22 protein-coding genes and 1 tRNA gene are annotated in these 18754 nt (G+C 57.7%); 16 read left to right on the forward strand and 7 right to left on the reverse strand.

Features of this window, described 5'->3' with window-relative positions; all coding sequences use genetic code 11:
* Together ACZZ0G_RS22195 and ACZZ0G_RS22200 are read left to right on the forward strand one after the other, a co-directional pair.
* Entirely contained in the window at positions 1-1236 is a 1236-nt protein-coding gene (locus ACZZ0G_RS22195) for a c-type cytochrome (RefSeq protein WP_463557526.1), read from the forward strand.
* Position 1237: 1 nt separating this feature from the next.
* A complete protein-coding gene (locus tag ACZZ0G_RS22200) occupies positions 1238-2209 on the forward strand; it encodes an XdhC family protein (RefSeq protein ID WP_463557527.1) in 972 nt (323 codons plus the stop codon).
* A 42-nt stretch (positions 2210-2251) separates the two neighbouring features.
* Here ACZZ0G_RS22200 and ACZZ0G_RS22205 read toward each other — a convergent pair whose 3' ends face one another.
* Positions 2252-3535, reverse strand: a complete 1284-nt coding sequence (locus ACZZ0G_RS22205) for an NAD(P)/FAD-dependent oxidoreductase (protein WP_463557528.1) — start codon at positions 3533-3535, stop codon at positions 2252-2254.
* A 183-nt stretch (positions 3536-3718) separates the two neighbouring features.
* Here ACZZ0G_RS22205 and ACZZ0G_RS22210 point away from each other — a divergent pair.
* Positions 3719-3795, forward strand: a tRNA-Val gene (locus ACZZ0G_RS22210).
* Between the two features lie 571 nt (positions 3796-4366).
* Positions 4367-4822 (forward strand): DUF2214 family protein, encoded by a 456-nt coding sequence (locus ACZZ0G_RS22215; RefSeq protein WP_463557529.1) that lies wholly within the window; start codon positions 4367-4369, stop codon positions 4820-4822.
* A gap of 212 nt (positions 4823-5034) precedes the next feature.
* Here the strand turns inward: ACZZ0G_RS22215 and csrA are convergent, their stop codons facing one another.
* Positions 5035-5229 (reverse strand): carbon storage regulator CsrA, encoded by a 195-nt coding sequence (gene csrA, locus ACZZ0G_RS22220; RefSeq protein ID WP_003179932.1) that lies wholly within the window; start codon positions 5227-5229, stop codon positions 5035-5037.
* A 250-nt stretch (positions 5230-5479) separates the two neighbouring features.
* Between csrA and ACZZ0G_RS22225 the strand changes: the two genes are divergently transcribed.
* On the forward strand, positions 5480-5848 hold the full coding sequence (locus ACZZ0G_RS22225) for an SPOR domain-containing protein (protein ID WP_463557530.1): 369 nt from the start codon (positions 5480-5482) through the stop codon (positions 5846-5848).
* Positions 5849-5936: 88 nt separating this feature from the next.
* Positions 5937-6839, forward strand: a complete 903-nt coding sequence (locus ACZZ0G_RS22230; RefSeq protein ID WP_463557531.1) for a siderophore-interacting protein — start codon at positions 5937-5939, stop codon at positions 6837-6839.
* Between the two features lie 54 nt (positions 6840-6893).
* Here the strand turns inward: ACZZ0G_RS22230 and ACZZ0G_RS22235 are convergent, their stop codons facing one another.
* From ACZZ0G_RS22235 to ACZZ0G_RS22245, 3 genes are all read right to left on the reverse strand, one after another.
* Complete coding sequence (locus ACZZ0G_RS22235) at positions 6894-7583, reverse strand: endonuclease (protein ID WP_034152754.1); 690 nt, start codon at positions 7581-7583, stop codon at positions 6894-6896.
* 4 nt (positions 7584-7587) lie between these two features.
* Positions 7588-7857 (reverse strand): DUF1654 domain-containing protein, encoded by a 270-nt coding sequence (locus ACZZ0G_RS22240; protein ID WP_166219800.1) that lies wholly within the window; start codon positions 7855-7857, stop codon positions 7588-7590.
* A gap of 198 nt (positions 7858-8055) precedes the next feature.
* Positions 8056-9144 carry an asparaginase gene (locus ACZZ0G_RS22245; protein ID WP_093432129.1) on the reverse strand — a complete coding sequence of 363 codons (1089 nt, stop codon included), beginning with the start codon at positions 9142-9144 and terminating at the stop codon, positions 8056-8058.
* A gap of 349 nt (positions 9145-9493) precedes the next feature.
* Between ACZZ0G_RS22245 and ACZZ0G_RS22250 the strand changes: the two genes are divergently transcribed.
* The 8 genes from ACZZ0G_RS22250 (at position 9494) to ACZZ0G_RS22285 (ending at position 17108) form a co-directional block, all read left to right on the forward strand.
* Positions 9494-9940, forward strand: a complete 447-nt coding sequence (locus tag ACZZ0G_RS22250; protein ID WP_463557532.1) for a hypothetical protein — start codon at positions 9494-9496, stop codon at positions 9938-9940.
* 201 nt (positions 9941-10141) lie between these two features.
* The gene (locus tag ACZZ0G_RS22255; RefSeq protein ID WP_463557533.1) at positions 10142-11098 is read left to right on the forward strand and encodes a substrate-binding domain-containing protein; all 957 of its coding nucleotides are present in this window, start codon (positions 10142-10144) and stop codon (positions 11096-11098) included.
* Positions 11099-11154: 56 nt separating this feature from the next.
* Complete coding sequence (locus tag ACZZ0G_RS22260; protein WP_463557534.1) at positions 11155-12708, forward strand: sugar ABC transporter ATP-binding protein; 1554 nt, start codon at positions 11155-11157, stop codon at positions 12706-12708.
* Positions 12705-13682, forward strand: a complete 978-nt coding sequence (locus tag ACZZ0G_RS22265) for an ABC transporter permease (protein WP_095123149.1) — start codon at positions 12705-12707, stop codon at positions 13680-13682. The genes ACZZ0G_RS22260 and ACZZ0G_RS22265 overlap by 4 nt, the downstream gene beginning before the upstream one ends.
* 3 nt (positions 13683-13685) lie before the next feature.
* Positions 13686-14705, forward strand: a complete 1020-nt coding sequence (locus ACZZ0G_RS22270; RefSeq protein ID WP_463557535.1) for a LacI family DNA-binding transcriptional regulator — start codon at positions 13686-13688, stop codon at positions 14703-14705.
* A 24-nt stretch (positions 14706-14729) separates the two neighbouring features.
* Positions 14730-15647 (forward strand): ribokinase, encoded by a 918-nt coding sequence (gene rbsK, locus ACZZ0G_RS22275; protein WP_463557536.1) that lies wholly within the window; start codon positions 14730-14732, stop codon positions 15645-15647.
* Positions 15644-16048 carry a D-ribose pyranase gene (gene rbsD, locus ACZZ0G_RS22280; RefSeq protein WP_463557537.1) on the forward strand — a complete coding sequence of 135 codons (405 nt, stop codon included), beginning with the start codon at positions 15644-15646 and terminating at the stop codon, positions 16046-16048. Before rbsK ends, rbsD begins: the two co-directional genes overlap by 4 nt.
* Before the next feature lie 31 nt (positions 16049-16079).
* Positions 16080-17108: a nucleoside hydrolase gene (locus ACZZ0G_RS22285; protein ID WP_463557538.1), complete on the forward strand. Its 1029-nt coding sequence runs from the start codon at positions 16080-16082 to the stop codon at positions 17106-17108.
* 32 nt (positions 17109-17140) lie between these two features.
* On the opposite strand, the gene ACZZ0G_RS22290 is transcribed toward ACZZ0G_RS22285, so the two are convergent.
* Positions 17141-17347 (reverse strand): hypothetical protein, encoded by a 207-nt coding sequence (locus ACZZ0G_RS22290; RefSeq protein WP_122609013.1) that lies wholly within the window; start codon positions 17345-17347, stop codon positions 17141-17143.
* A 131-nt stretch (positions 17348-17478) separates the two neighbouring features.
* Between ACZZ0G_RS22290 and ACZZ0G_RS22295 the strand changes: the two genes are divergently transcribed.
* Together ACZZ0G_RS22295 and ACZZ0G_RS22300 are read left to right on the forward strand one after the other, a co-directional pair.
* Entirely contained in the window at positions 17479-17784 is a 306-nt protein-coding gene (locus ACZZ0G_RS22295; RefSeq protein WP_463557539.1) for a hypothetical protein, read from the forward strand.
* A gap of 168 nt (positions 17785-17952) precedes the next feature.
* Positions 17953-18270 carry an I78 family peptidase inhibitor gene (locus tag ACZZ0G_RS22300; protein ID WP_397481403.1) on the forward strand — a complete coding sequence of 106 codons (318 nt, stop codon included), beginning with the start codon at positions 17953-17955 and terminating at the stop codon, positions 18268-18270.
* Positions 18271-18342: 72 nt separating this feature from the next.
* On the opposite strand, the gene ACZZ0G_RS22305 is transcribed toward ACZZ0G_RS22300, so the two are convergent.
* On the reverse strand, positions 18343-18555 hold the full coding sequence (locus tag ACZZ0G_RS22305) for a cold-shock protein (protein ID WP_003179963.1): 213 nt from the start codon (positions 18553-18555) through the stop codon (positions 18343-18345).
* Positions 18556-18754: the final 199 nt, after the last annotated feature.

The following is an 18754-nucleotide window of genomic DNA, read 5'->3' on the forward strand; positions in this document are numbered from 1 at the left end:
ATGAAGCTTTTTCTGACCCGCCTGACCCTGGCGGTCGGCCTCGCTGCGCCGGTGTTGTTTGCTCACGCTGATGATCAGGTCAAGCGCGGCGAGTATCTCGCTCGCGCCGCCGACTGCATGGCTTGCCACACCGCACCAGGTGGCGCGCCGTTTGCCGGCGGCCTGCCGATCGTCTCGCCGTTCGGCACGATCTACGGCACCAACATCACGCCGAGCAAGGAGCATGGCATCGGTTTGTACAGCGATGACGAATTCTTTGCTGCGTTGACCGAGGGCAAACGTCGTGACGGCGCCAATTTGTATCCGGCGATGCCTTACACCTCGTATCACCTGATGCCGCGTGAAGACTCGGATGCAATCCATGCGTACCTGAAAACCATCGAGCCGATCGAGCGTGCAGCTCCTGTCACCAGTCTGAGCTTTCCATTCAATGTGCGTCCGGGCCTGATCGGCTGGAACATGATGTACGGCAAAGCGCTGAAACTGGAGCCGGCCGAAGGCAAAAGCGATGCCTGGAAGCGTGGCCAGTACATGGTCGAAGTCCTTGGTCACTGTGGCGAATGCCACACGCCACGTGGTTTGCCGGGTGCGATGCAGCTGGATAAACGTCTGACTGGCGGCATTCTCAATGGATATCTGGCGCCAAGCCTGCTCGCTACTGATCTGGCCGCTCGCGGCTGGAACGAGCAGGATCTGAGCACGTTCCTCAAGCACGGCATGAGCGCGCAGGGGACCATGTTCAACGAGATGTTCCCGGTGTTCCATAACAGCACCCAAGGCCTGAGCGATACCGATCTGGCGGCGATGGCGACGTTCCTGCTCGGCGACCAACCGCCGGCGGCCAAAGCGCTGGTTGAAGTGCCCGTAGAACAACTCAGTGCCAGTGCCCAGCGCGGCCGTCAGGAATACCTGAACGTCTGCGCCGGTTGCCATGCGGTCGGTGGCGAAGGCAAGCCGCACATCGCGGTGGCCATGCGCGGCAACACCACGCTGCGCCTGGAAGATCCGCGCAACCTGTTGCGGGTGATCGAGGACGGGATTGGCGAGCAGAAGTTTTCCGGTTTCGAGCACATGCAACCGATGCCGGGCTTCGCCGATAAGCTCAATCCTGAGCAGTTGACCGATCTGCTCAACTACTTACGCCAAGGCTGGGGCGGGCAGTCTGCCGAGTTGGCAGTGAGCGAGGTGCAGAAGCTGCAAGCCGACGCGCCGTCCATCGAGCACAAGGCCCACTGACATGCAGCATCTCGATCTACAAGTGGTGCGCCGCGCGCTGGAGTGGTCGGTGGCGGGGCGGCGCATCTGGCTCTGCACCGTGCTGACCACCTACGGCTCGGCACCCCGTGCGCCGGGTTCGCTGCTGGCGGTGAACGATGGTGGGCAGTGGATCGGGTCGCTGTCGGGTGGCTGCGTTGAAGAGGATTTTCTCGAACGCGTTGCCGAGGGGGCGTTCCTCGATGCGGTCAACGTCGTGCGCTACGGTGAAGGCGACGATCCGCGCTCGCGGGTCAGCCTGCCCTGTGGCGGCATTCTCGATGTGCTGGTTGAGAAATTTGACGCTGACTGCGAAGTGCAGGCGCATCTGCGTGAATTGGAGTCCGCGCTGCTGGGTCAGCGTCGCTTGATTCGCGAGGTCGATCTGGCCAGTGGTGCACGCACTTTGTTTGCTGATCGCGAGCAGGGGGCGCGGATCGAGCGTGAGATTGATCGGGTGCGCATTCGAGTCGGCGCGGCGCAGCGTTTGTTGCTCGCCGGGTATTCCAGTGTGGCACAGGCGTGTGCCGAGTTTGCCGTTGGATTGGGTTTTGAGGTGATTCTCTGCGATCCGCGTGACGAGGTGCTTGAAGGCGTGGTGCTGGATGGCGTGGATATTCGACGACAATTGCCGTCGGTGTTTATTGCTGACGGTGGTTGTCATCGTGATACGGCGGTCGTGGCGCTCACTCACGATCCGCGTATCGACGATCTGGCGATGATGGAAGCGGTGCGCACTGAAGCGTTCTACATCGGCGTGATGGGTTCACTGCAGACGTCGCAGAAACGCTTCGAGCGTTTGCGTCGGATTGGCGGTTTGGGCGAGGCTGAGTTGGCGCGGATTCATGCGCCGATCGGGCTTAACCTCGGCAGCAAGACGCCGGCGGAAATTGCCTTGGCGGTGCTGGCGGATATTGTGCGCATCCGTAGCGGGATTGCTCGGGATCAGCTCTGAGTTCTATGTTCAATAAAAAGGGGCCGCATCAGCGGCCCTTTTTTACATTCCGAATTTATCGCGCAGCCCGTAATACCATGCGCCCAGTGCGGCAAACGGCGTGCGCAGCAGTTGCCCGCCAGGGAACGGGTAATGCGGCAAATCGGCAAGCGCATCAAAGCGCTCGGCCTGGCCGCGTAACGCTTCGGCCAACACCTTGCCTGCCAGGTGCGTATAGGTCACGCCATGGCCGCTGCAACCTTGCGAGTAATAGATGTTATCGCCCAGGCGCCCGACCTGCGGCAAGCGCGACAGGGTCAGCAGGAAATTTCCGGTCCAGGCGTAATCAATCTTCACGTCCTTGAGTTGCGGGAAGGCCTTGAGCATTTTCGGGCGAATGATCGCTTCGATGTTTGCCGGATCCCTTGCGCCATAAACAACACCGCCGCCGAAGATCAGACGTTTGTCACCGGTCAGACGATAGTAGTCGAGCAGGTAATTGCAGTCTTCGACGCAGTAGTCCTGCGGCAACAACGCTTTCGCCAGTTCGTCACCCAGTGGCTCGGTGGTGATCACTTGTGTGCCGCACGGCATGGATTTGGCAGCAAGCTCCGGCACCAGGTTGCCGAGGTATGCGTTGCCGGCGACGATAATGAACTTGGCTCTGACCTTGCCCTGCGGTGTATGCACCACCGGGCTGACGCCGCGTTCGATGCGTACGGCGGGAGATTGCTCATAGATAGTGCCGCCGAGGGACTCGACCGCCGCCGCTTCGCCGAGTGCGAGGTTCAGCGGATGAATGTGCCCGCCGCTCATATCGAGCATGCCGCCGATGTATTGATCACACGCAACCACTTCGCGGATGCGGCGTTGATCGAGCAGTTCGAGCTGCGTATGGCCAAAGCGCTCCCAGAGGCGCTTCTGCGATTCCAGATGGCCCATCTGCTTGGCCGTCAGCGCCGCGAACACACCGCCGTCTTTCAAGTCGCACTGGATGTTGTACTTGGCCACGCGCTGACGAATGATTCGTCCGCCTTCAAACGCCATCTGCCCGAGCAATTGCGCTTGCTTCGGCCCGACGCTGCGCTCGATCACATCAATGTCACGGCTATAACTGTTAACGATCTGTCCGCCATTGCGCCCCGAGGCGCCGAAACCGACTTTGGCCGCTTCGAGCACCGTCACACGAAAACCGTTCTCCAGCAGAAACAGGGCAGAGGACAATCCGGTATACCCGGCGCCGATCACACAGACGTCCGTCTCCACATCATCCTGCAAGGCAGGGCGGGGCGGTACGGCATTGGCCGACGCAGCGTAATAAGACTCTGGGTAAGGGGTGTTCGCCATCCTGCAGCCTCTGTTTAATATATTTTACGAGTGCGACGATCCTACTCGAATTGAAAAACCTCCGCCAGCCACCGGAAAATCTTCGCCAACGACCCGAAATTAAATATTTTGCATATTCATAGGGTTAGGTGAAAAAAAGGTGTTGACACCCCTCCGGAATTCCGTAGAATGCCGCCTCACAGCAGGCACGTAGCTCAGTTGGTTAGAGCACCACCTTGACATGGTGGGGGTCGTTGGTTCGAGTCCAATCGCGCCTACCAAACAAAATCCGCTCTGCTGGGCGGTCTAGAAGGGCTCACCGAAAGGTGGGCCCTTTTTTGTTGTCTGCGATTTGCAAAACCCTCCGTAACGCCAGCCCCGCGTCATTTCCTCTTCGCGCTCAATCAACCTCAGGGCATTCGAAATTCCATGAGTAGACCTTCATGGTTTTACTGCTTCGCCCAGGGTTCCTACGCCAAGGCAGGTTTTGTTTTTGGTGCAAATGATTCCGTCGGGAGTTTGAAAAATCGCCACTCGTCGCATGCATCCTTTGAAAAAGTGTAGATATTGAATAGCTTACGAGTGTTACTAACCAGCCAGTTATCAAAAAAACGTTGTTACTGTCCGTGGAATTAAGTAACATCCGCCCCGCGTTCACCACCACGGTTTATGCATTTTTAAATCCCAAGCTTCCATCAGCTGCTTGGGATTTTTTTTGCCTGCGATTTGGCTTTTCCGCTTCATTTTCCTCTCGATGCTTGGTGATTGCCTGGCGATTCTGCGCAGGCAAATCCCTGTTTTTTCGACTACTACTGACTGGCCGATTTTCAACTCTTCAGATGGGGTGTATCGATGCTGGTTCACTGGTTTCTTGCGGCTATTCATCTGCTGGCTTATGCCTTGGGCTTTTGGGCGGTTCTGACGCGTGGGACGGCGTTCAGTCGCCTCGCTGCTGGCGCAGGTGAGACCAGGCGCGTTTTGCTCGCCGATAATCTATGGGGTATTTCTGCGTTGATTCTGCTGGTGACAGGCGGGATGCGGGCTTTTGGCGGCTTTGAAAAAGGCGCGGACTATTATCTTCATCAGCCACTGTTTCATCTGAAGATGACGCTGTTTGTGTTGATCCTGATTGTCGAGCTCGCCCCGATGATCACGTTGATCAAGTGGCGGATCGCGTCCGCACGCGGCGCAGCAATCGACACCGGGCGCGCAAAGCTGTACGCGCGAATCAGTCATGTCGAGGCGTTGTTGCTGGTGCTGATGATGGTGGCGGCCACAGGCATGGCGCGTGGCGTGACATTCGGTTAGAAGGCGAATTCTCTTCGCTCTATCGGAAACGTCCGACAGCCAGCTTCGGGGATGGCAGGTAGTATCCGGCAGCGAGAGGGGGATATGTGAAGGGAGGGGGATGTGTCAGGCGCCGTACCCAGCGAGGTGGGGAGCGGATGGCAAAACGGCGCGTGAATCTCTAGCCAGTCATTCCACGAGGTAAACGGACTGGCTACTGACTGCGAGGCGGCTCAGGGAGTTTGTGGCTTGTCCGGGGCGGTCAGGCCAGCCTGAATGCGCTGGTAAATCTCTTCACGGTGCACGGCAACGTTTTTCGGAGCGTTGATACCAATGCGGACCTGTTGGCCGCTTACGCCCAGAATGGTGATAGTGATGTCATCACCGATGTTTATGCTTTCACCGACTTTGCGGGTGAGTATCAGCATGGTCTTCTCCTTGATTGCTTTGTAGGGCACCTGATTCAGACAGTGCAGAGGTCGGTGGTACGTATAGATTAGTGCGAAGTCTCACGGTTTGGGTGCCTCTTTCTGACGCGCAGAAGCCGCATTAATTCCCAGGGCGTAACTATACAGAGGCTGCAACCATCAATCTCGTTGTTTTGTGCCCATTTTGCGGGCCTCGCGAAGTATTTATGAATGATAAGATCGCGGCTTTGAGAATTTCGAGGAAAGCGTTGTGCGCAAATTGGTTTGGTTGGTCGCGGCTCTGGTATTGACTGGGTGTGGTGAAGGCAAGAATGCAGACGCAGCAAAACCACAATCGGCTGCAGTAACGGCGCCGGCGCCGGTCGCAGCGCCGCAATGGGATCTCGAAGTGCGTGGAGAAACGCCACAGGCTGTCAGCGACCTGAGTGGCTGGTTGATCGAACACGCCTTCGTACCTACGGTGATCAAGGACAGCAGTGGCAAGGCGCGAATTCTGATTGGTCCTTTCAATTCGCAAGCCGAAGCTGAAGCCCGCAAAGTACAAGTGGATGCGGCGCTGGTGAAAGCCAAGAAGCAGAACATTGAATCGGTGGTGATTGAGCACCCGCTCGCGCCGTAAACGCTGCGTTTCAGCGGAGCGACCTAAAGGACCTCGGATGTGGCTCGTCTTATACGGAGTCAGTCACGATTTTCCGAAGGAGCTCCGCATGGCCTCCGCCAATCCTTACCAGCTGTTCGACGTTATCCTGCGTCGCAAAACCTTACTCAGCCCGCACATGATGCGGATCACGCTGGCCAGTCCTGCTGTAAAAAAAATGGCCACCTGGGCGCCGGATCAAAGGGTGAAACTGTTTTTTCCTGCGGCAGATGGTTCGCCTGCCAGGCTTGCTCAGGGCGAGGGTTGGTACGCTCGCTTCAAGGCAATGATTGCTGATCGACGTCCGGCCATGCGCACCTACACCATTCGCCATTTGCGTGCCGAACAAGGCGAAGTGGATATTGATTTCGTCCTGCACGGCGAAACCGGACCGGCTTCGCGTTGGGCGCTTCGGGCGCAGACGGGTGATTCGATGCAGATTCTTGCCCCTGATTGCCGCTTTTCAGCGCAGGACGCCGGAGGATTCGAATGGAAGCCGCCGCAGGCTCTCAAGCAGCTTCTGCTGGTCGCCGACGGCACGGCGCTACCGGCGGCCATGGGCATTCTCGACGAGTTGGCCGCTATGGCCGAGCCACCCCTGACGCAGGCGTTTTTCGAGGTCGATAGTGTCGAAGATATGCTGGCGGTTCCCGATTGGGCCGGGCTGACGGTGCAGTGGCTGATCCGGGACCAGGTCAGCGCCGGTACATTGATGGTGGCGGCGGTACAGAAAGCCGTTCCAGCCATTCATGCCTCATCCATCGGCCAGGCTGTCGAGTTGGCCGAGGTCGATATCGACAAAGAGATTCTTTGGGAGATAGCCGAGACAGCCAGTGAAGGCTTCTATGGCTGGATCGCTGGAGAAGGCGCAGCAGTGATGAGTCTGCGCAGATACCTGATCAAGGAGTGCGGAATCGCGCGGCAGTCGCTCAATCTGATGGGTTACTGGCGCTACAACAAGGCGGGCAGCTAACCACAAAAAAGGCCTCGGACATGACGTTCGAGGCCTTTTCTTTTAAGTGGTCGATCAGCCGCAGGCTTTCATGTTCACCGGCCCGACGAACTCATTACCGCGCCCCATCACGCACGCCACGCTCTGATTGCGCTGACGCTCCCAGTCTTGCACAGGGTAAGTCTTGTCCCACGCCTCATACAATTGTCGATCCTGTTTCGACAGGCGCAAGCCGTACTGCTTGCTCATGTAGAAATAGGTGCGGGCGATCATGCCGCGAATCGACGGGCGAGGCATGACCTTCTTCGCCTTGAAGTCGACCTGGGTCAAGCACGAACCGTATTGCCCGGATTGCACGGGCAGCCAGCCGTAGCTGAAGTTGCTGCGGTCGCCATTGACCTCGCCAATACTCGGCACCAGGTTATGCAGATCGGCTTCAGCCTTCTGATAGCTTGGGTCGTAACGCGTGCAGTTCTTGCGCCCACCTTCCTGCCAGCACTGACGCTGATGACCGAACTGCCAGGCGGGCACGATGTGTTCCCATTCAATGCGTGACGCACGCTTGGCATTTTTGCGCGGTACATAACCGCAAGCCTTCAGGTCAACCTTGTTGCCGGTGTACTTGCACCCGCAATAAAACTCTGTGGACTGCGGGGCATAAAGCTTCCAGGCGACCTTCTTGGCTTCGGTAAAGGTGCGGGGTGCGCCAGCCTGGGCACCCATGGCGATGAACAAAAGCAGCAAAGCAAAACAGCGGACACTCATTGAATCAATCTTCCTTCGGTACAACCCAAAAAATCTGCACGCCACCGTCGTCGCGATAGGCGAGGGTGACGTTGTCGTTCTCGTCGATTTCCTCGAGCAGGCGTTCCCATTCGTCCATCGGCTCGTCCGGCAAACGGAAGATCAGTGCGGCTTTGGCTTTTTGGGCAGTGGGGGAATTGATGATTTTCTGAACGCGCATGCCCATGCGTTCGTAAGCGTCAGGAGCATCAGGGGAGGTGGCCACGAGGTTATCCTTATTAAGCTGTACGTGCATACAGTATTTAACTGTAAGCATTTTCGCAACTGCTTAAAATTCAAGAAAATCCTCTGACAGCGGTTTTCAGATTTTGGTGTAGGCCATGTCGAATTTTTTGTGGGAAAAGTGCGAGAGCGCTGTAAGCGACGCACTACCCAGCTATTGGGCGAGTAGTGCGCGGGGTGCCCGATCGAGAATCGATCAGGCGAAGGTCAATCAGTATTCCCAGAACATCCGTTGCAGCTCTTTGCTGTCGTTGGTTTTGGTCAGCGCGACCATTGCCAGGATGCGGGCTTTTTGCGGGTTCAGGTCGTGAGCGACAACCCAGTCGTACTTATCGTCCGGCTGTTCGGCGTTACGCAGAACGAAGCCGCCAGCGTTGACGTGGGAGGAACGAATGATTTGCACGCCATCCTTGCGCAGCGCTTGCAGGGTCGGCACCACGCGGGATGAAACCGAGCCGTTGCCAGTACCGGCATGGATGATGGCTTTGGCACCGGATTGGGCGAGAGCCTTGTAGGCAGTATCGCTAACGTTGCCGTAGGAATAAGCGATTTCTACGTCAGGAAGGCTCTTGATGTTTTTGATGTCGAATTCCGAATCCATGGTGTGACGCTTGGCTGGCAAGCGGAACCAGTAGGATTTGCCTTCAACCACCATGCCCAGTGGTCCCCAGGCACTTTTGAACGCTTCGGTCTTGATGTTGATCATTTTGCTGACGTCGCGACCGGACTGTATTTCGTCATTCATGGTTACCAGTACACCTTTGCCGTGCGCTTCTTTGCTGCTGGCCACGGCCACGGCGTTGTACAGGTTGAGCATGCCATCGGCGGACATGGCGGTGCCCGGACGCATCGAGCCGACCACGATGATCGGCTTGTCGGTTTTTTCTACCAGATTGAGGAAGTAAGCGGTTTCTTCCAGGGTGTCGGTGCCGTGGGTGATGACGATGCCGTCGACGTCCTTGCTGTCGGCCAGTTCGGCCACGCGACGACCCAGTTGCAGCAGGTTTTCGTTAGTGATGCTTTCCGAGGCGATCTGCATGACTTGTTCGCCACGCACGTTCGCCAGTTTGCTCAGTTCGGGAATGCCGGCGATCAATTGTTCGACGCCAACCTTGGCCGCCTGATAGGTGGCGCTGTTGGCGGCGCTCGCGCCGGCACCGGCAATAGTGCCGCCAGTGGCAAGTACCACAACGTTAGCGAGCTTGGTCTGGGTTTCGACTTCTTTTGCCTGGAGGGCGGTGGGCAGGAGCAGGAGAAGGGCCAAAGCGCCCGGAACCAAAGTGTTGAAAGCAGATTTCATTATTTTTCTCTCTAGTAGTGAGACGGTGCTGATGCAGGTTCATCTAGATGCACCCCAAGCCGATCTGGATGCCCGGAGTGCGATGGAGGGAGCAGGATCTGTACCAGCCGTACTTTGCGTCAGAGAAATGTTTAACCTGATGATTTACATCAATATTTTATGAGTTTGAAAATCGCGGGGTGAATCGTTTATCCGGGTTTCCGAACAATGGACGCTTTCGCGTTCGGCTCTCCGAAAGGGACTACTGCTTTTGTCGAGTGATCCGGGTTGCCGGTTTCGGCTTTTCTGCTAAAGAAACCCTCGCGCGGGCCGATGGCTGTTCAAGGAAACTGAATTTTAGGGAGTTCACATGTCACTGACGGTCGGTTTTTCAAATCCTGGCGCAGTCACGATCGGCGGCAAAACCGCAGCGACCATCAATGCAATGAGCGAGGCGGGAGCGGATGCTTCAACCGAGGCGCTGGGCACTGAGAAAGATGAGAGCAACCAGGTCAGAACCGGTGGTGCTGCGCAAGAAGACAGCAAGGCTGAAAGCGGCAGTAACCTGAGCGTTACCGTCAAGATGCTGCTCAAGCGCATGCAGGAGTTGCAGAAGCAACTTCAGGAGCAGCAACAGCAACTGGCAGCGGCACAAGCTGAAACCTATCCGACGCCCGAGGCGAAATCACAGGCGGTCATGTCCATTCAGGGGCAGATCGCGCAAACCAGCGCCGCGATGGCAGAAGTGGCGGGTGCATTGGTCAAGGAAATGTCCAAGAGTTCCACCAGCGGCAATTTGGTCAGCACCACGGCATAAGCAGCGCAAGGGCGAGTCGGAGGATTCGCCCTACAACAAATGACGATTTCTGATTGTTGACAAATGTCGGCGGGATTCGCATAGTTCGGTCTACGCAAACGTTTGCGCGGCTCTCCTGGCATTGTATGGCCTGGAAGAAAGCGATGTAGCTTACGCCAGCGCAAACGTTGCTCACAATAATCATAAGATCGGAGTGAACCCATGAAGCTGCCATTCGCTGGACGTCTTCTTGCTGTCGCTATGCTGGCTGCCACAGCCGCCGCACTACCTGTCTCCTCGGCGTTCGCCGAATCTGTCGAAAAACCTAAAGTCGCACTGGTCATGAAATCCCTGGCCAACGAATTCTTCCTGACCATGGAAGACGGCGCCAAGGCCTACCAGAAAGAACACTCCGCCGATTTCGACCTGATCTCCAACGGCATCAAGGACGAAACCGATACGGCTGGCCAGACCCGCATCGTCGAGCAAATGATCCTGGCCAAGGTCAATGCACTGGTGATCGCGCCTTCCGATTCCAAGGCCATGGTGCCGGTGATCAAGAAAGCCGTCGACGCCGGCATCACCGTGATCAACATCGACAACCAGCTCGATCCGGCCATCGTCAAAAGCAAAAATATCAGCGTTCCATTCGTAGGCCCGGACAATCGCAAAGGCGCGCGTCTGGTCGGTGAATATCTGGCCAAGCAGCTCAAGGCCGGTGACGAAGTCGGCATCATTGAAGGCGTGTCCACCACGACCAACGCCCAGCAACGTACCGCTGGCTTCAAGGATGCGATGGACGCTGCGCAGATCAAGATCGTCTCCCTGCAATCCGGTGATTGGGAAATCGACAAAGGCAACAAGGTTGCCGCTTCGATCCTCAGTGAATACCCGGATGTCAAAGCGCTGCTGGCCGGCAACGACAGCATGGCCGTCGGCGCCGTTTCCGCAGTACGTGCCGCGGGCAAAGCAGGTCAGGTACAGGTCGTCGGTTACGACAACATCAATGCCATCAAGCCAATGTTGAAGGACGGCCGGGTGCTGGCTACTGCTGACCAGTTCGCTGCGAAGCAAGCTGTGTTCGGTATCGAGACTGCGCTGAAAATCATCAAGGGCGAGAAAGTCGACAGCGGCGCCAACGGCGTGATCGAAACACCGGTCGAGCTGGTCACCAAGTAAGTCTTCTGGCGACACAACGGCGCTCGTCCGTCCGGGCGAGCGCATGGAGAGTTTTTATGTCAGTTTCCGCCCCGAACGCTGTCCTCTCGGTCAGCGGTATCGGTAAGACCTATGCGCAACCGGTGCTCACCGGCATCGATCTGACGCTGATGCGCGGTGAAGTACTGGCGCTGACCGGCGAAAATGGTGCCGGCAAAAGTACCCTGTCGAAGATCATTGGCGGACTGGTCACCCCGACCACCGGCCAGATGCAATTCCACGGCAAGGACTATCGACCGGGCAGTCGCACCCAGGCTGAAGAACTGGGCGTGCGCATGGTCATGCAAGAACTCAATCTGTTGCCGACCCTGTCGGTGGCGGAGAACCTGTTTCTCGACAACCTGCCAAGCAACGGTGGCTGGATCAGCCGCAAGCAGTTGCGCAAAGCCGCGATCGAAGCCATGGCGCAAGTCGGCCTCGACGCTATCGATCCGGATACGCTGGTCGGCGAGTTGGGTATCGGGCATCAGCAGATGGTCGAAATCGCCCGTAACCTGATTGGCGATTGCCATGTACTGATTCTCGATGAGCCGACCGCGATGCTGACGGCGCGTGAAGTCGAAATGCTCTTTGAGCAGATCACCCGGTTGCAGGCGCGCGGCGTTTCGATCATCTACATTTCCCACCGCCTCGAAGAACTTGCCCGGGTGGCACAGCGCATTGCCGTGCTGCGTGACGGCAATCTGGTCTGTGTCGAGCCGATGGCCAATTACAACAGCGAGCAACTGGTTACGCTGATGGTCGGTCGTGAACTGGGCGAACATATCGATATGGGTGCGCGCAATATCGGCGCACCGGCGTTGACGGTCAAAGGGCTGAGCCGATCCGATAAGGTCCGCGATGTTTCCTTCGAAGTGCGGGCCGGAGAGATCTTCGGGATTTCCGGATTGATCGGGGCAGGGCGCACGGAATTGCTGCGTTTGATCTTCGGCGCCGACCTCGCCGACAGTGGCACCATCGCCCTCGGTTCGCCGGCCAGAATAGTCAGCGTACGTTCGCCGGTTGATGCGGTGCGCAATGGCATCGCGTTGATCACCGAGGATCGCAAAGGTGAAGGCCTGCTGCTCAGTCAGTCGATCAGCGCCAACATCGCTTTGGGCAACATGCCGGAGATTTCCAGTGGCGGTGTCGTCAATAACGGCGACGAGATCGCTTTGGCGCAACGTCAGATCGATGCCATGCGCATCCGCAGTTCGAGTCCGACACAGCTGGTTTCAGAATTGTCCGGTGGTAACCAGCAGAAAGTCGTGATTGGCCGCTGGCTGGAACGTGATTGTTCGGTGCTGCTGTTCGACGAACCGACCCGTGGCATCGACGTCGGCGCCAAGTTCGACATTTATGCACTGCTCGGCGAACTGACGCGCCAGGGCAAAGCGCTGGTGGTGGTGTCCAGTGACCTGCGTGAGCTGATGCTGATCTGCGACCGGATCGGCGTGCTGTCGGCCGGGCGCTTGATCGACACCTTCGAGCGCGACAGCTGGACCCAGGATGACTTGCTTGCCGCCGCGTTCGCCGGCTACCAAAAACGTGATGCGCTGCTCAATGAAGCGGCGCCTAGGGATCTCCCATGAAAACTGCATCTCCTGCCGGCAAACGTGGTGGCAACTTCTATGGCTTGGGCACTTATCTGGGCCTGGCCGGTGCCTTGCTGGCGATGATTGCGCTGTTCTCGGTCTTGAGCAGCCACTTTCTGTCCTATAACACCTTCAGTACGCTGGCCAACCAGATTCCTGATCTGATGGTGCTGGCGGTCGGCATGACCTTCGTGCTGATCATCGGCGGCATCGACCTTTCGGTGGGTTCGGTGCTGGCGCTCGCCGCTTCGACGGTCAGCGTCGCCATTCTCGGCTGGGGTTGGGGCGTGCTGCCGTCTGCGTTGCTCGGCATGGCCGTGGCGGCACTGGCCGGCACCGTTACCGGTTCGATCACTGTGGCCTGGCGGATTCCTTCGTTCATCGTCTCTCTGGGCGTACTGGAAATGGCTCGGGGGCTGGCGTATCAGATGACGGGATCGCGCACCGCGTACATCGGTGATTCGTTCGCCTGGCTGTCGAATCCGATCGCGTTCGGCATCTCGCCATCGTTCATCATTGCCTTGCTGGTGATCATCATTGCTCAAGCAGTTTTGACCCGCACGGTGTTCGGTCGCTACCTGATCGGCATTGGCACCAACGAAGAGGCGGTGCGGCTCGCGGGGATCAATCCGAAACCCTACAAGATTCTGGTGTTCAGCCTGATGGGGCTGCTGGCCGGTATCGCCGCGCTGTTTCAGATTTCCCGTCTGGAAGCCGCTGACCCGAATGCCGGTTCCGGTCTGGAGCTGCAGGTGATCGCCGCAGTGGTGATCGGCGGCACCAGTTTGATGGGCGGGCGCGGTTCGGTGATCAGCACATTCTTCGGCGTATTGATCATCTCGGTACTGGCGGCGGGTCTGGCGCAGATCGGCGCGACTGAACCGACCAAACGAATCATCACCGGCGCCGTTATCGTGATAGCGGTGGTGCTCGACACTTATCGCAGTCAACGCGCCAGTCGCCGAGGCTAAGACATGGCAACAATCAAGGACGTGGCAGCCCTCGCGGGAATTTCCTACACGACGGTGTCGCATGTGGTGAACAACACCCGGCCGGTCAGTCAGGAAGTGCGGCTGAAAGTCGAGGCGGCGATCAAGAGCCTCGACTATGTGCCGAGCGCGGTGGCCCGCTCGCTAAAGGCCAAGACCACTGCAACCATTGGCCTGCTGGTGCCGAACAGTCTCAACCCGTACTTTGCGGAATTGGCGCGGGGCATCGAGGATTACTGTGAGCGTAACGGCTACTGCGTGATCCTCTGCAACTCCGACGACAATCCCGACAAGCAGCGCAGCTATTTGCGTGTGTTGCTGGAGAAGCGCATCGACGGTTTGATCGTTGCTTCCGCAGGTGGTGACAGCGGTCTGGCGCAAGGGCTGGCGGGTGTGAAAACGCCGATGGTCATCGTCGACCGGGGTCTGGACGGTGTCGATGCAGATCTTGTGCGTATCGACCACGAATACGGCGCGTACCTCGCCACCCGGCACTTGCTGGAATTGGGTCACCGCGACATTGCCACTATTGGTGGTCCCGCCAGTACCAGTGTGGCGCAGATGCGTCAGGCCGGATATTGCCGGGCGCTGAAAGAGGCGGGCGTTGAGGTCCGCCAGGAGCGCATGCTGGAAAGTGATTTCACCAGTACTGGCGGGTATAACGCAGCGGCGATTCTGCTCGAGCGCGATCCGCCGAGTGCGATCTTTGCGGGTAACGACATGATCGGCATCGGCGTACTGCGTGCGGCAGCAGAGCGAAATGTTCGCGTGCCGAGCGAGCTGTCGGTGATCGGTTTCGACGATATCCAGATGAGTCGCTACGTGTATCCGGCACTCACCACCGTGGGGCAATCGATCCTGCAGTTGGGCGAGATGGCGGCTGAAGTACTGCTGCGAAGGATCGCTACGCCGAGTCTGGGAACTGATCAACGGATCGTGACCCCGAGTATTGTCTTGCGCGAATCGACCGCACCGTTGTCCGGCGTGTTCACCGAATACCGCTGAAACCGAATTGATGAGTAATGATGTATGCCAGCAAATGTAGTGGTAATAGGCAGCCTGAACATGGATCTGGTGACCCGGGCGCCGCGGCTGCCTGTGGGCGGTGAAACGTTGATCGGTCATTCGTTTGCCACGGTTTCCGGCGGCAAGGGCGCCAATCAGGCGGTGGCCGCGGCACGTTTGGGTGCACAGGTGGCGATGGTCGGTTGCGTTGGCAATGACGACTATGGCGTGCAATTGCGTGATGCATTGCTGGCCGAGCAGATCGATTGCCAGGCGGTGAGCACGGTCGAAGATTCCAGTGGTGTGGCGTTGATCGTGGTTGATGACAACAGTCAGAACGCGATTGTCATCGTCGCCGGCGCCAACGGCGCCATGACGCCCGCAGTGATCGACCGTTTTGATGCGGTGCTGCAAGCCGCCGACGTGATCATCTGCCAGCTCGAAATCCCTGATGCCACGGTGGGGCATGCGCTCAAACGTGCGCGTGCATTGGGCAAAATCGTGATCCTCAATCCGGCTCCGGCCAGCCGCCCACTGCCGGCAGACTGGTTTGCCGCGATCGACTACCTGATCCCCAACGAAAGCGAAGCGACCGTGCTGAGCGGGTTGTCGGTGGACTCGCTGGAAAGCGCAGAAAGTGCCGCCAGCCAACTGATCACTATGGGGGCGGGTAAGGTCATCATTACCCTCGGTGCTCAAGGCTCGCTGTTTGCCAATGGCCAAAGCTTTGAGCATTTTCCAGCACCTGCAGTGAAGGCTGTCGACACCACCGCCGCCGGCGACACTTTTGTCGGTGGCTTTGCGGCGGCGCTGGCCAATGGCAAATCCGAGGCCGAGGCAATTCGCTACGGCCAGATCGCAGCGGCGCTGTCGGTAACCCGCGCTGGGGCGCAACCGTCCATTCCAACCCAATCCGACGTACAGGCCTTTAAACCCGCATGAAAAAGACTCCTCTGCTCAACGTCGCATTGTCGCGGCTGATCGCATCCCTGGGCCATGGCGACATGGTGGTGATTGGTGATGCCGGGCTGCCGGTGCCGCCAGGTGTCGAGCTGATTGATCTTGCGCTGACTCACGGTGTCCCGGATTTCGTCAGCACCCTGAAAGTCGTGCTTAGCGAGATGCAGGTGGAAAGCCATGCACTGGCCAAGGAAATCTTCGACAAGCAACCGACCGCGCTGAATACGCTGGACGAGTTGAATGAAGCGGGTGTTCTGGGCCGTCGCGATCTGCTCAGTCATGAGCAATTCAAGGTGCTCAGCCGACAGGCTCGGGCGATTGTTCGTACAGGCGAATGCCAGCCGTACTGCAACATAGTGCTGGTCGCTGGAGTCACCTTTTAACTTTTGATTTCACAAGCACAAGGAATGCGCCATGCAACGCTATGCTCAGAAACTGCACCAACTGCTCCGGAGCCTGCTGCTTTTGTCCGTTATCTCTGCCACCGGCGCTCACGCGGCGGAAAAAATCGACCTGATCATCGACACCGACCCGGGTGCCGACGACGTGGTCGCCTTGCTGTTCGCACTGGCCTCGCCGGACGAACTGAACATTCGCGCGCTGACCACCGTGGCCGGCAACGTGCGCCTCGACAAGACCTCGCGTAACGCACGACTGGCTCGTGAGTGGGCGGGGCGCGAAGACGTGCCGGTTTATGCCGGTGCGCCGAAGCCGCTGATGCGCACGCCGATTTACGCCGAGAACATCCATGGCAAGGAAGGCCTGTCGGGTGTCACCGTGCACGAACCGAAAAAGGGGCTGGCTGAAGGCAATGCCGTCAACTACCTGATCGATACCCTGAAAAAAGCCAAGCCGCACAGCATCACGATCGCCATGCTCGGCCCGCAGACCAACCTCGCGCTGGCGCTGATCCAGGAGCCTGAAATCGTTCAGGGCATCAAGGAAGTGGTGATCATGGGCGGTGCGCACTTCAACGGCGGCAACATCACCCCGGTTGCCGAGTTCAACCTGTTTGCTGACCCGCAAGCGGCTGAAGTCGTGCTGAAAAGCGGGGTGAAACTGACTTACCTGCCGCTGGACGTAACCCACAAGATACTCACCAGTGACGCACGCCTGAAGCAGATCGCTGCGCTGAACAACAACGCGGGCAAGATTGTCGGCGACATTCTCAACGAGTACATCAAGGGCGATATGGAGCACTACGGTATTCCGGGTGGCCCGGTGCATGACGCGACTGTCGTGGCTTACTTGCTCAAGCCAGACTTGTTCACCGGTCGTTCGGTGAATGTCGTTGTCGATAGCCGTGAAGGGCCGACTTTCGGCCAGACGATTGTCGATTGGTACGACGGCCTGAAGGCACCCAAGAACGCCTTTTGGGTAGAAAACGGCGACGCGCAAGGCTTCTTTGACTTGCTGACCGAGCGCCTGAAACGCCTGAAGTAAATGATTCGCCCGCAGGTGCCAGCCTGCGGGTTTTACACCCTCTCAGTGTTCTCGGCTTGTTCGGTCGGGTAGCGCTCGAAAATCTGCTTGATGAATTGCTTGGCCGCTTCAGTGCCCAGTTCCTTGACCAAAAGATCGATACCAATCAGCGCCAGTTCTTCGGTGGTTCCCGGGCTGTAGGAGCTGTGTCCGTCTGCCCATTTGGCATTAATGGCGGCGTCGATGCTGATGGTGGTCATGAGAGCGCTCGAAAAGTCGGAAGATCTTGGGTTTGAGTTAACCATTTTGTCGGGCATTTGGCACTGCGACTTAGGCATGAACGGAGCGCTATGCGACACTTGGTCTTTTAAGGCTTTCCAAGGATCGTGCTGTGCAGATCGATTTGAACACCCCTGACGGCCTCACGCTCGACGCAGTGCGCCAGTTGCTCGCTTCGGCCAGCGATGACGAACACACGCAACTGCGCGTGACCAAGGGCGGTATCGTCTACATCTCTTCGGGTATCACCGGCGGGCAGGATATCGATGGCCTGTTGTTTCGCCTGGAAACCTGGGCCAAGGGCTCGGGTTACGTGGGCAACGTCGCGGCCAGTGACGAGGTGTGGGTGATGCAGATTTTCAACGCACTGAAGGATAACTGGCCGAATCCGCCGTATGACTACATCGACGTTTACTGAACGCCATTAATATTCAGTCACGATTGATTGAAGAAGTGACGCGTGCCGCTCAGGCACACTCGGCGTTTTTCTATCGTGGGGCAGGGTGATGGCCTTGGCCGTGAAACCAATCACTGGAATGGCGGTCGCACGATCTCAGCTTAACCATTTTGAAAACAAGGAGGCTTCATGCCTTTGAAGTTCGCGACACTGGGTGCACTTATGGCCGCTGTGATGTTGGCCGGTTGCAGCACGACCTCCAGCGAGTCGGCAAAGGAATCTGCGGCGACCGAAGCCGGTCACAGCCGCTGTGAAGCATCGGCGGCGCAGTTCGCCATCGGCAAGAAAGCTTCGCCGGAGCTTCTGGAGCAGGCGCGCAACAAAGCCGGGGCGCAGAATGCCCGCTTCCTCAAGCCGGACGACATGATCACGCTCGAGTACCGCTCCGATCGCTTGAATCTGAACACCGACAACAACCTGGTGATCACTCGTGTCAGCTGCGGCTGATTAGCGAAGGCTTTTGTTGCAGACATAAAAAACCCCGTCACATGGACGGGGTTTTTTTAGTGCGCGCAGAAATTACTCTGGGCGAACCTGTGCAGCTTGCATACCCTTTTGGCCTTTCTCAGCCACGAAAGAGACGGTCTGGCCTTCTTTCAGGCTTTTGAAACCGTCGGATTCGATAGCTTTGAAGTGTACGAACAGGTCGTCACCGCCACCTTGAGGAGTGATGAAGCCGAAGCCTTTTTCATCGTTGAACCACTTAACGGTGCCGGTTTGGCGATTAGACATGGTGTATCTCCAAGAAACATATATTTTTCAGTACTGTGCTGCTCAGGCCAACTGGGCACACCCGGGTATCATAGTCGAAATGTTCGCTTTGGTAGCCCCCCGGACGTGCTGTTTGCCAATCAGTCGTGTTTTCTTTACTGCCAATTTCGGCTGAAAGCCCCGGTTTACAAGGCTTTGCGCGGAACGTAAAGACAATAAA

Source organism: Pseudomonas sp. AC169 (assembly GCF_979258515.1).

Bases quoted from the DNA above. Each gene is read 5' to 3' on its own strand.
- ACZZ0G_RS22205 (WP_463557528.1), bottom strand. From the start codon at position 3,535: ATGGCGAACACCCCTTACCCAGAGTCTTATTACGCTGCGTCGGCCAAT.
- ACZZ0G_RS22270 (WP_463557535.1), top strand. From the start codon at position 13,686: ATGGCAACAATCAAGGACGTGGCAGCCCTCGCGGGAATTTCCTACACG.
- ACZZ0G_RS22305 (WP_003179963.1), bottom strand. From the start codon at position 18,555: ATGTCTAATCGCCAAACCGGCACCGTTAAGTGGTTCAACGATGAAAAA.
- csrA (WP_003179932.1), bottom strand. From the start codon at position 5,229: ATGCTGATACTCACCCGCAAAGTCGGTGAAAGCATAAACATCGGTGAT.
- ACZZ0G_RS22265 (WP_095123149.1), top strand. From the start codon at position 12,705: ATGAAAACTGCATCTCCTGCCGGCAAACGTGGTGGCAACTTCTATGGC.
- ACZZ0G_RS22250 (WP_463557532.1), top strand. From the start codon at position 9,494: ATGTCACTGACGGTCGGTTTTTCAAATCCTGGCGCAGTCACGATCGGC.
- ACZZ0G_RS22285 (WP_463557538.1), top strand. From the start codon at position 16,080: ATGCAACGCTATGCTCAGAAACTGCACCAACTGCTCCGGAGCCTGCTG.
- ACZZ0G_RS22240 (WP_166219800.1), bottom strand. From the start codon at position 7,857: ATGCACGTACAGCTTAATAAGGATAACCTCGTGGCCACCTCCCCTGAT.
- ACZZ0G_RS22230 (WP_463557531.1), top strand. From the start codon at position 5,937: ATGGCCTCCGCCAATCCTTACCAGCTGTTCGACGTTATCCTGCGTCGC.
- rbsD (WP_463557537.1), top strand. From the start codon at position 15,644: ATGAAAAAGACTCCTCTGCTCAACGTCGCATTGTCGCGGCTGATCGCA.
- ACZZ0G_RS22215 (WP_463557529.1), top strand. From the start codon at position 4,367: ATGCTGGTTCACTGGTTTCTTGCGGCTATTCATCTGCTGGCTTATGCC.
- ACZZ0G_RS22195 (WP_463557526.1), top strand. From the start codon at position 1: ATGAAGCTTTTTCTGACCCGCCTGACCCTGGCGGTCGGCCTCGCTGCG.
- ACZZ0G_RS22260 (WP_463557534.1), top strand. From the start codon at position 11,155: ATGTCAGTTTCCGCCCCGAACGCTGTCCTCTCGGTCAGCGGTATCGGT.
- rbsK (WP_463557536.1), top strand. From the start codon at position 14,730: ATGCCAGCAAATGTAGTGGTAATAGGCAGCCTGAACATGGATCTGGTG.
- ACZZ0G_RS22245 (WP_093432129.1), bottom strand. From the start codon at position 9,144: ATGAAATCTGCTTTCAACACTTTGGTTCCGGGCGCTTTGGCCCTTCTC.
- ACZZ0G_RS22200 (WP_463557527.1), top strand. From the start codon at position 1,238: ATGCAGCATCTCGATCTACAAGTGGTGCGCCGCGCGCTGGAGTGGTCG.
- ACZZ0G_RS22255 (WP_463557533.1), top strand. From the start codon at position 10,142: ATGAAGCTGCCATTCGCTGGACGTCTTCTTGCTGTCGCTATGCTGGCT.
- ACZZ0G_RS22300 (WP_397481403.1), top strand. From the start codon at position 17,953: ATGCCTTTGAAGTTCGCGACACTGGGTGCACTTATGGCCGCTGTGATG.
- ACZZ0G_RS22235 (WP_034152754.1), bottom strand. From the start codon at position 7,583: ATGAGTGTCCGCTGTTTTGCTTTGCTGCTTTTGTTCATCGCCATGGGT.
- ACZZ0G_RS22290 (WP_122609013.1), bottom strand. From the start codon at position 17,347: ATGACCACCATCAGCATCGACGCCGCCATTAATGCCAAATGGGCAGAC.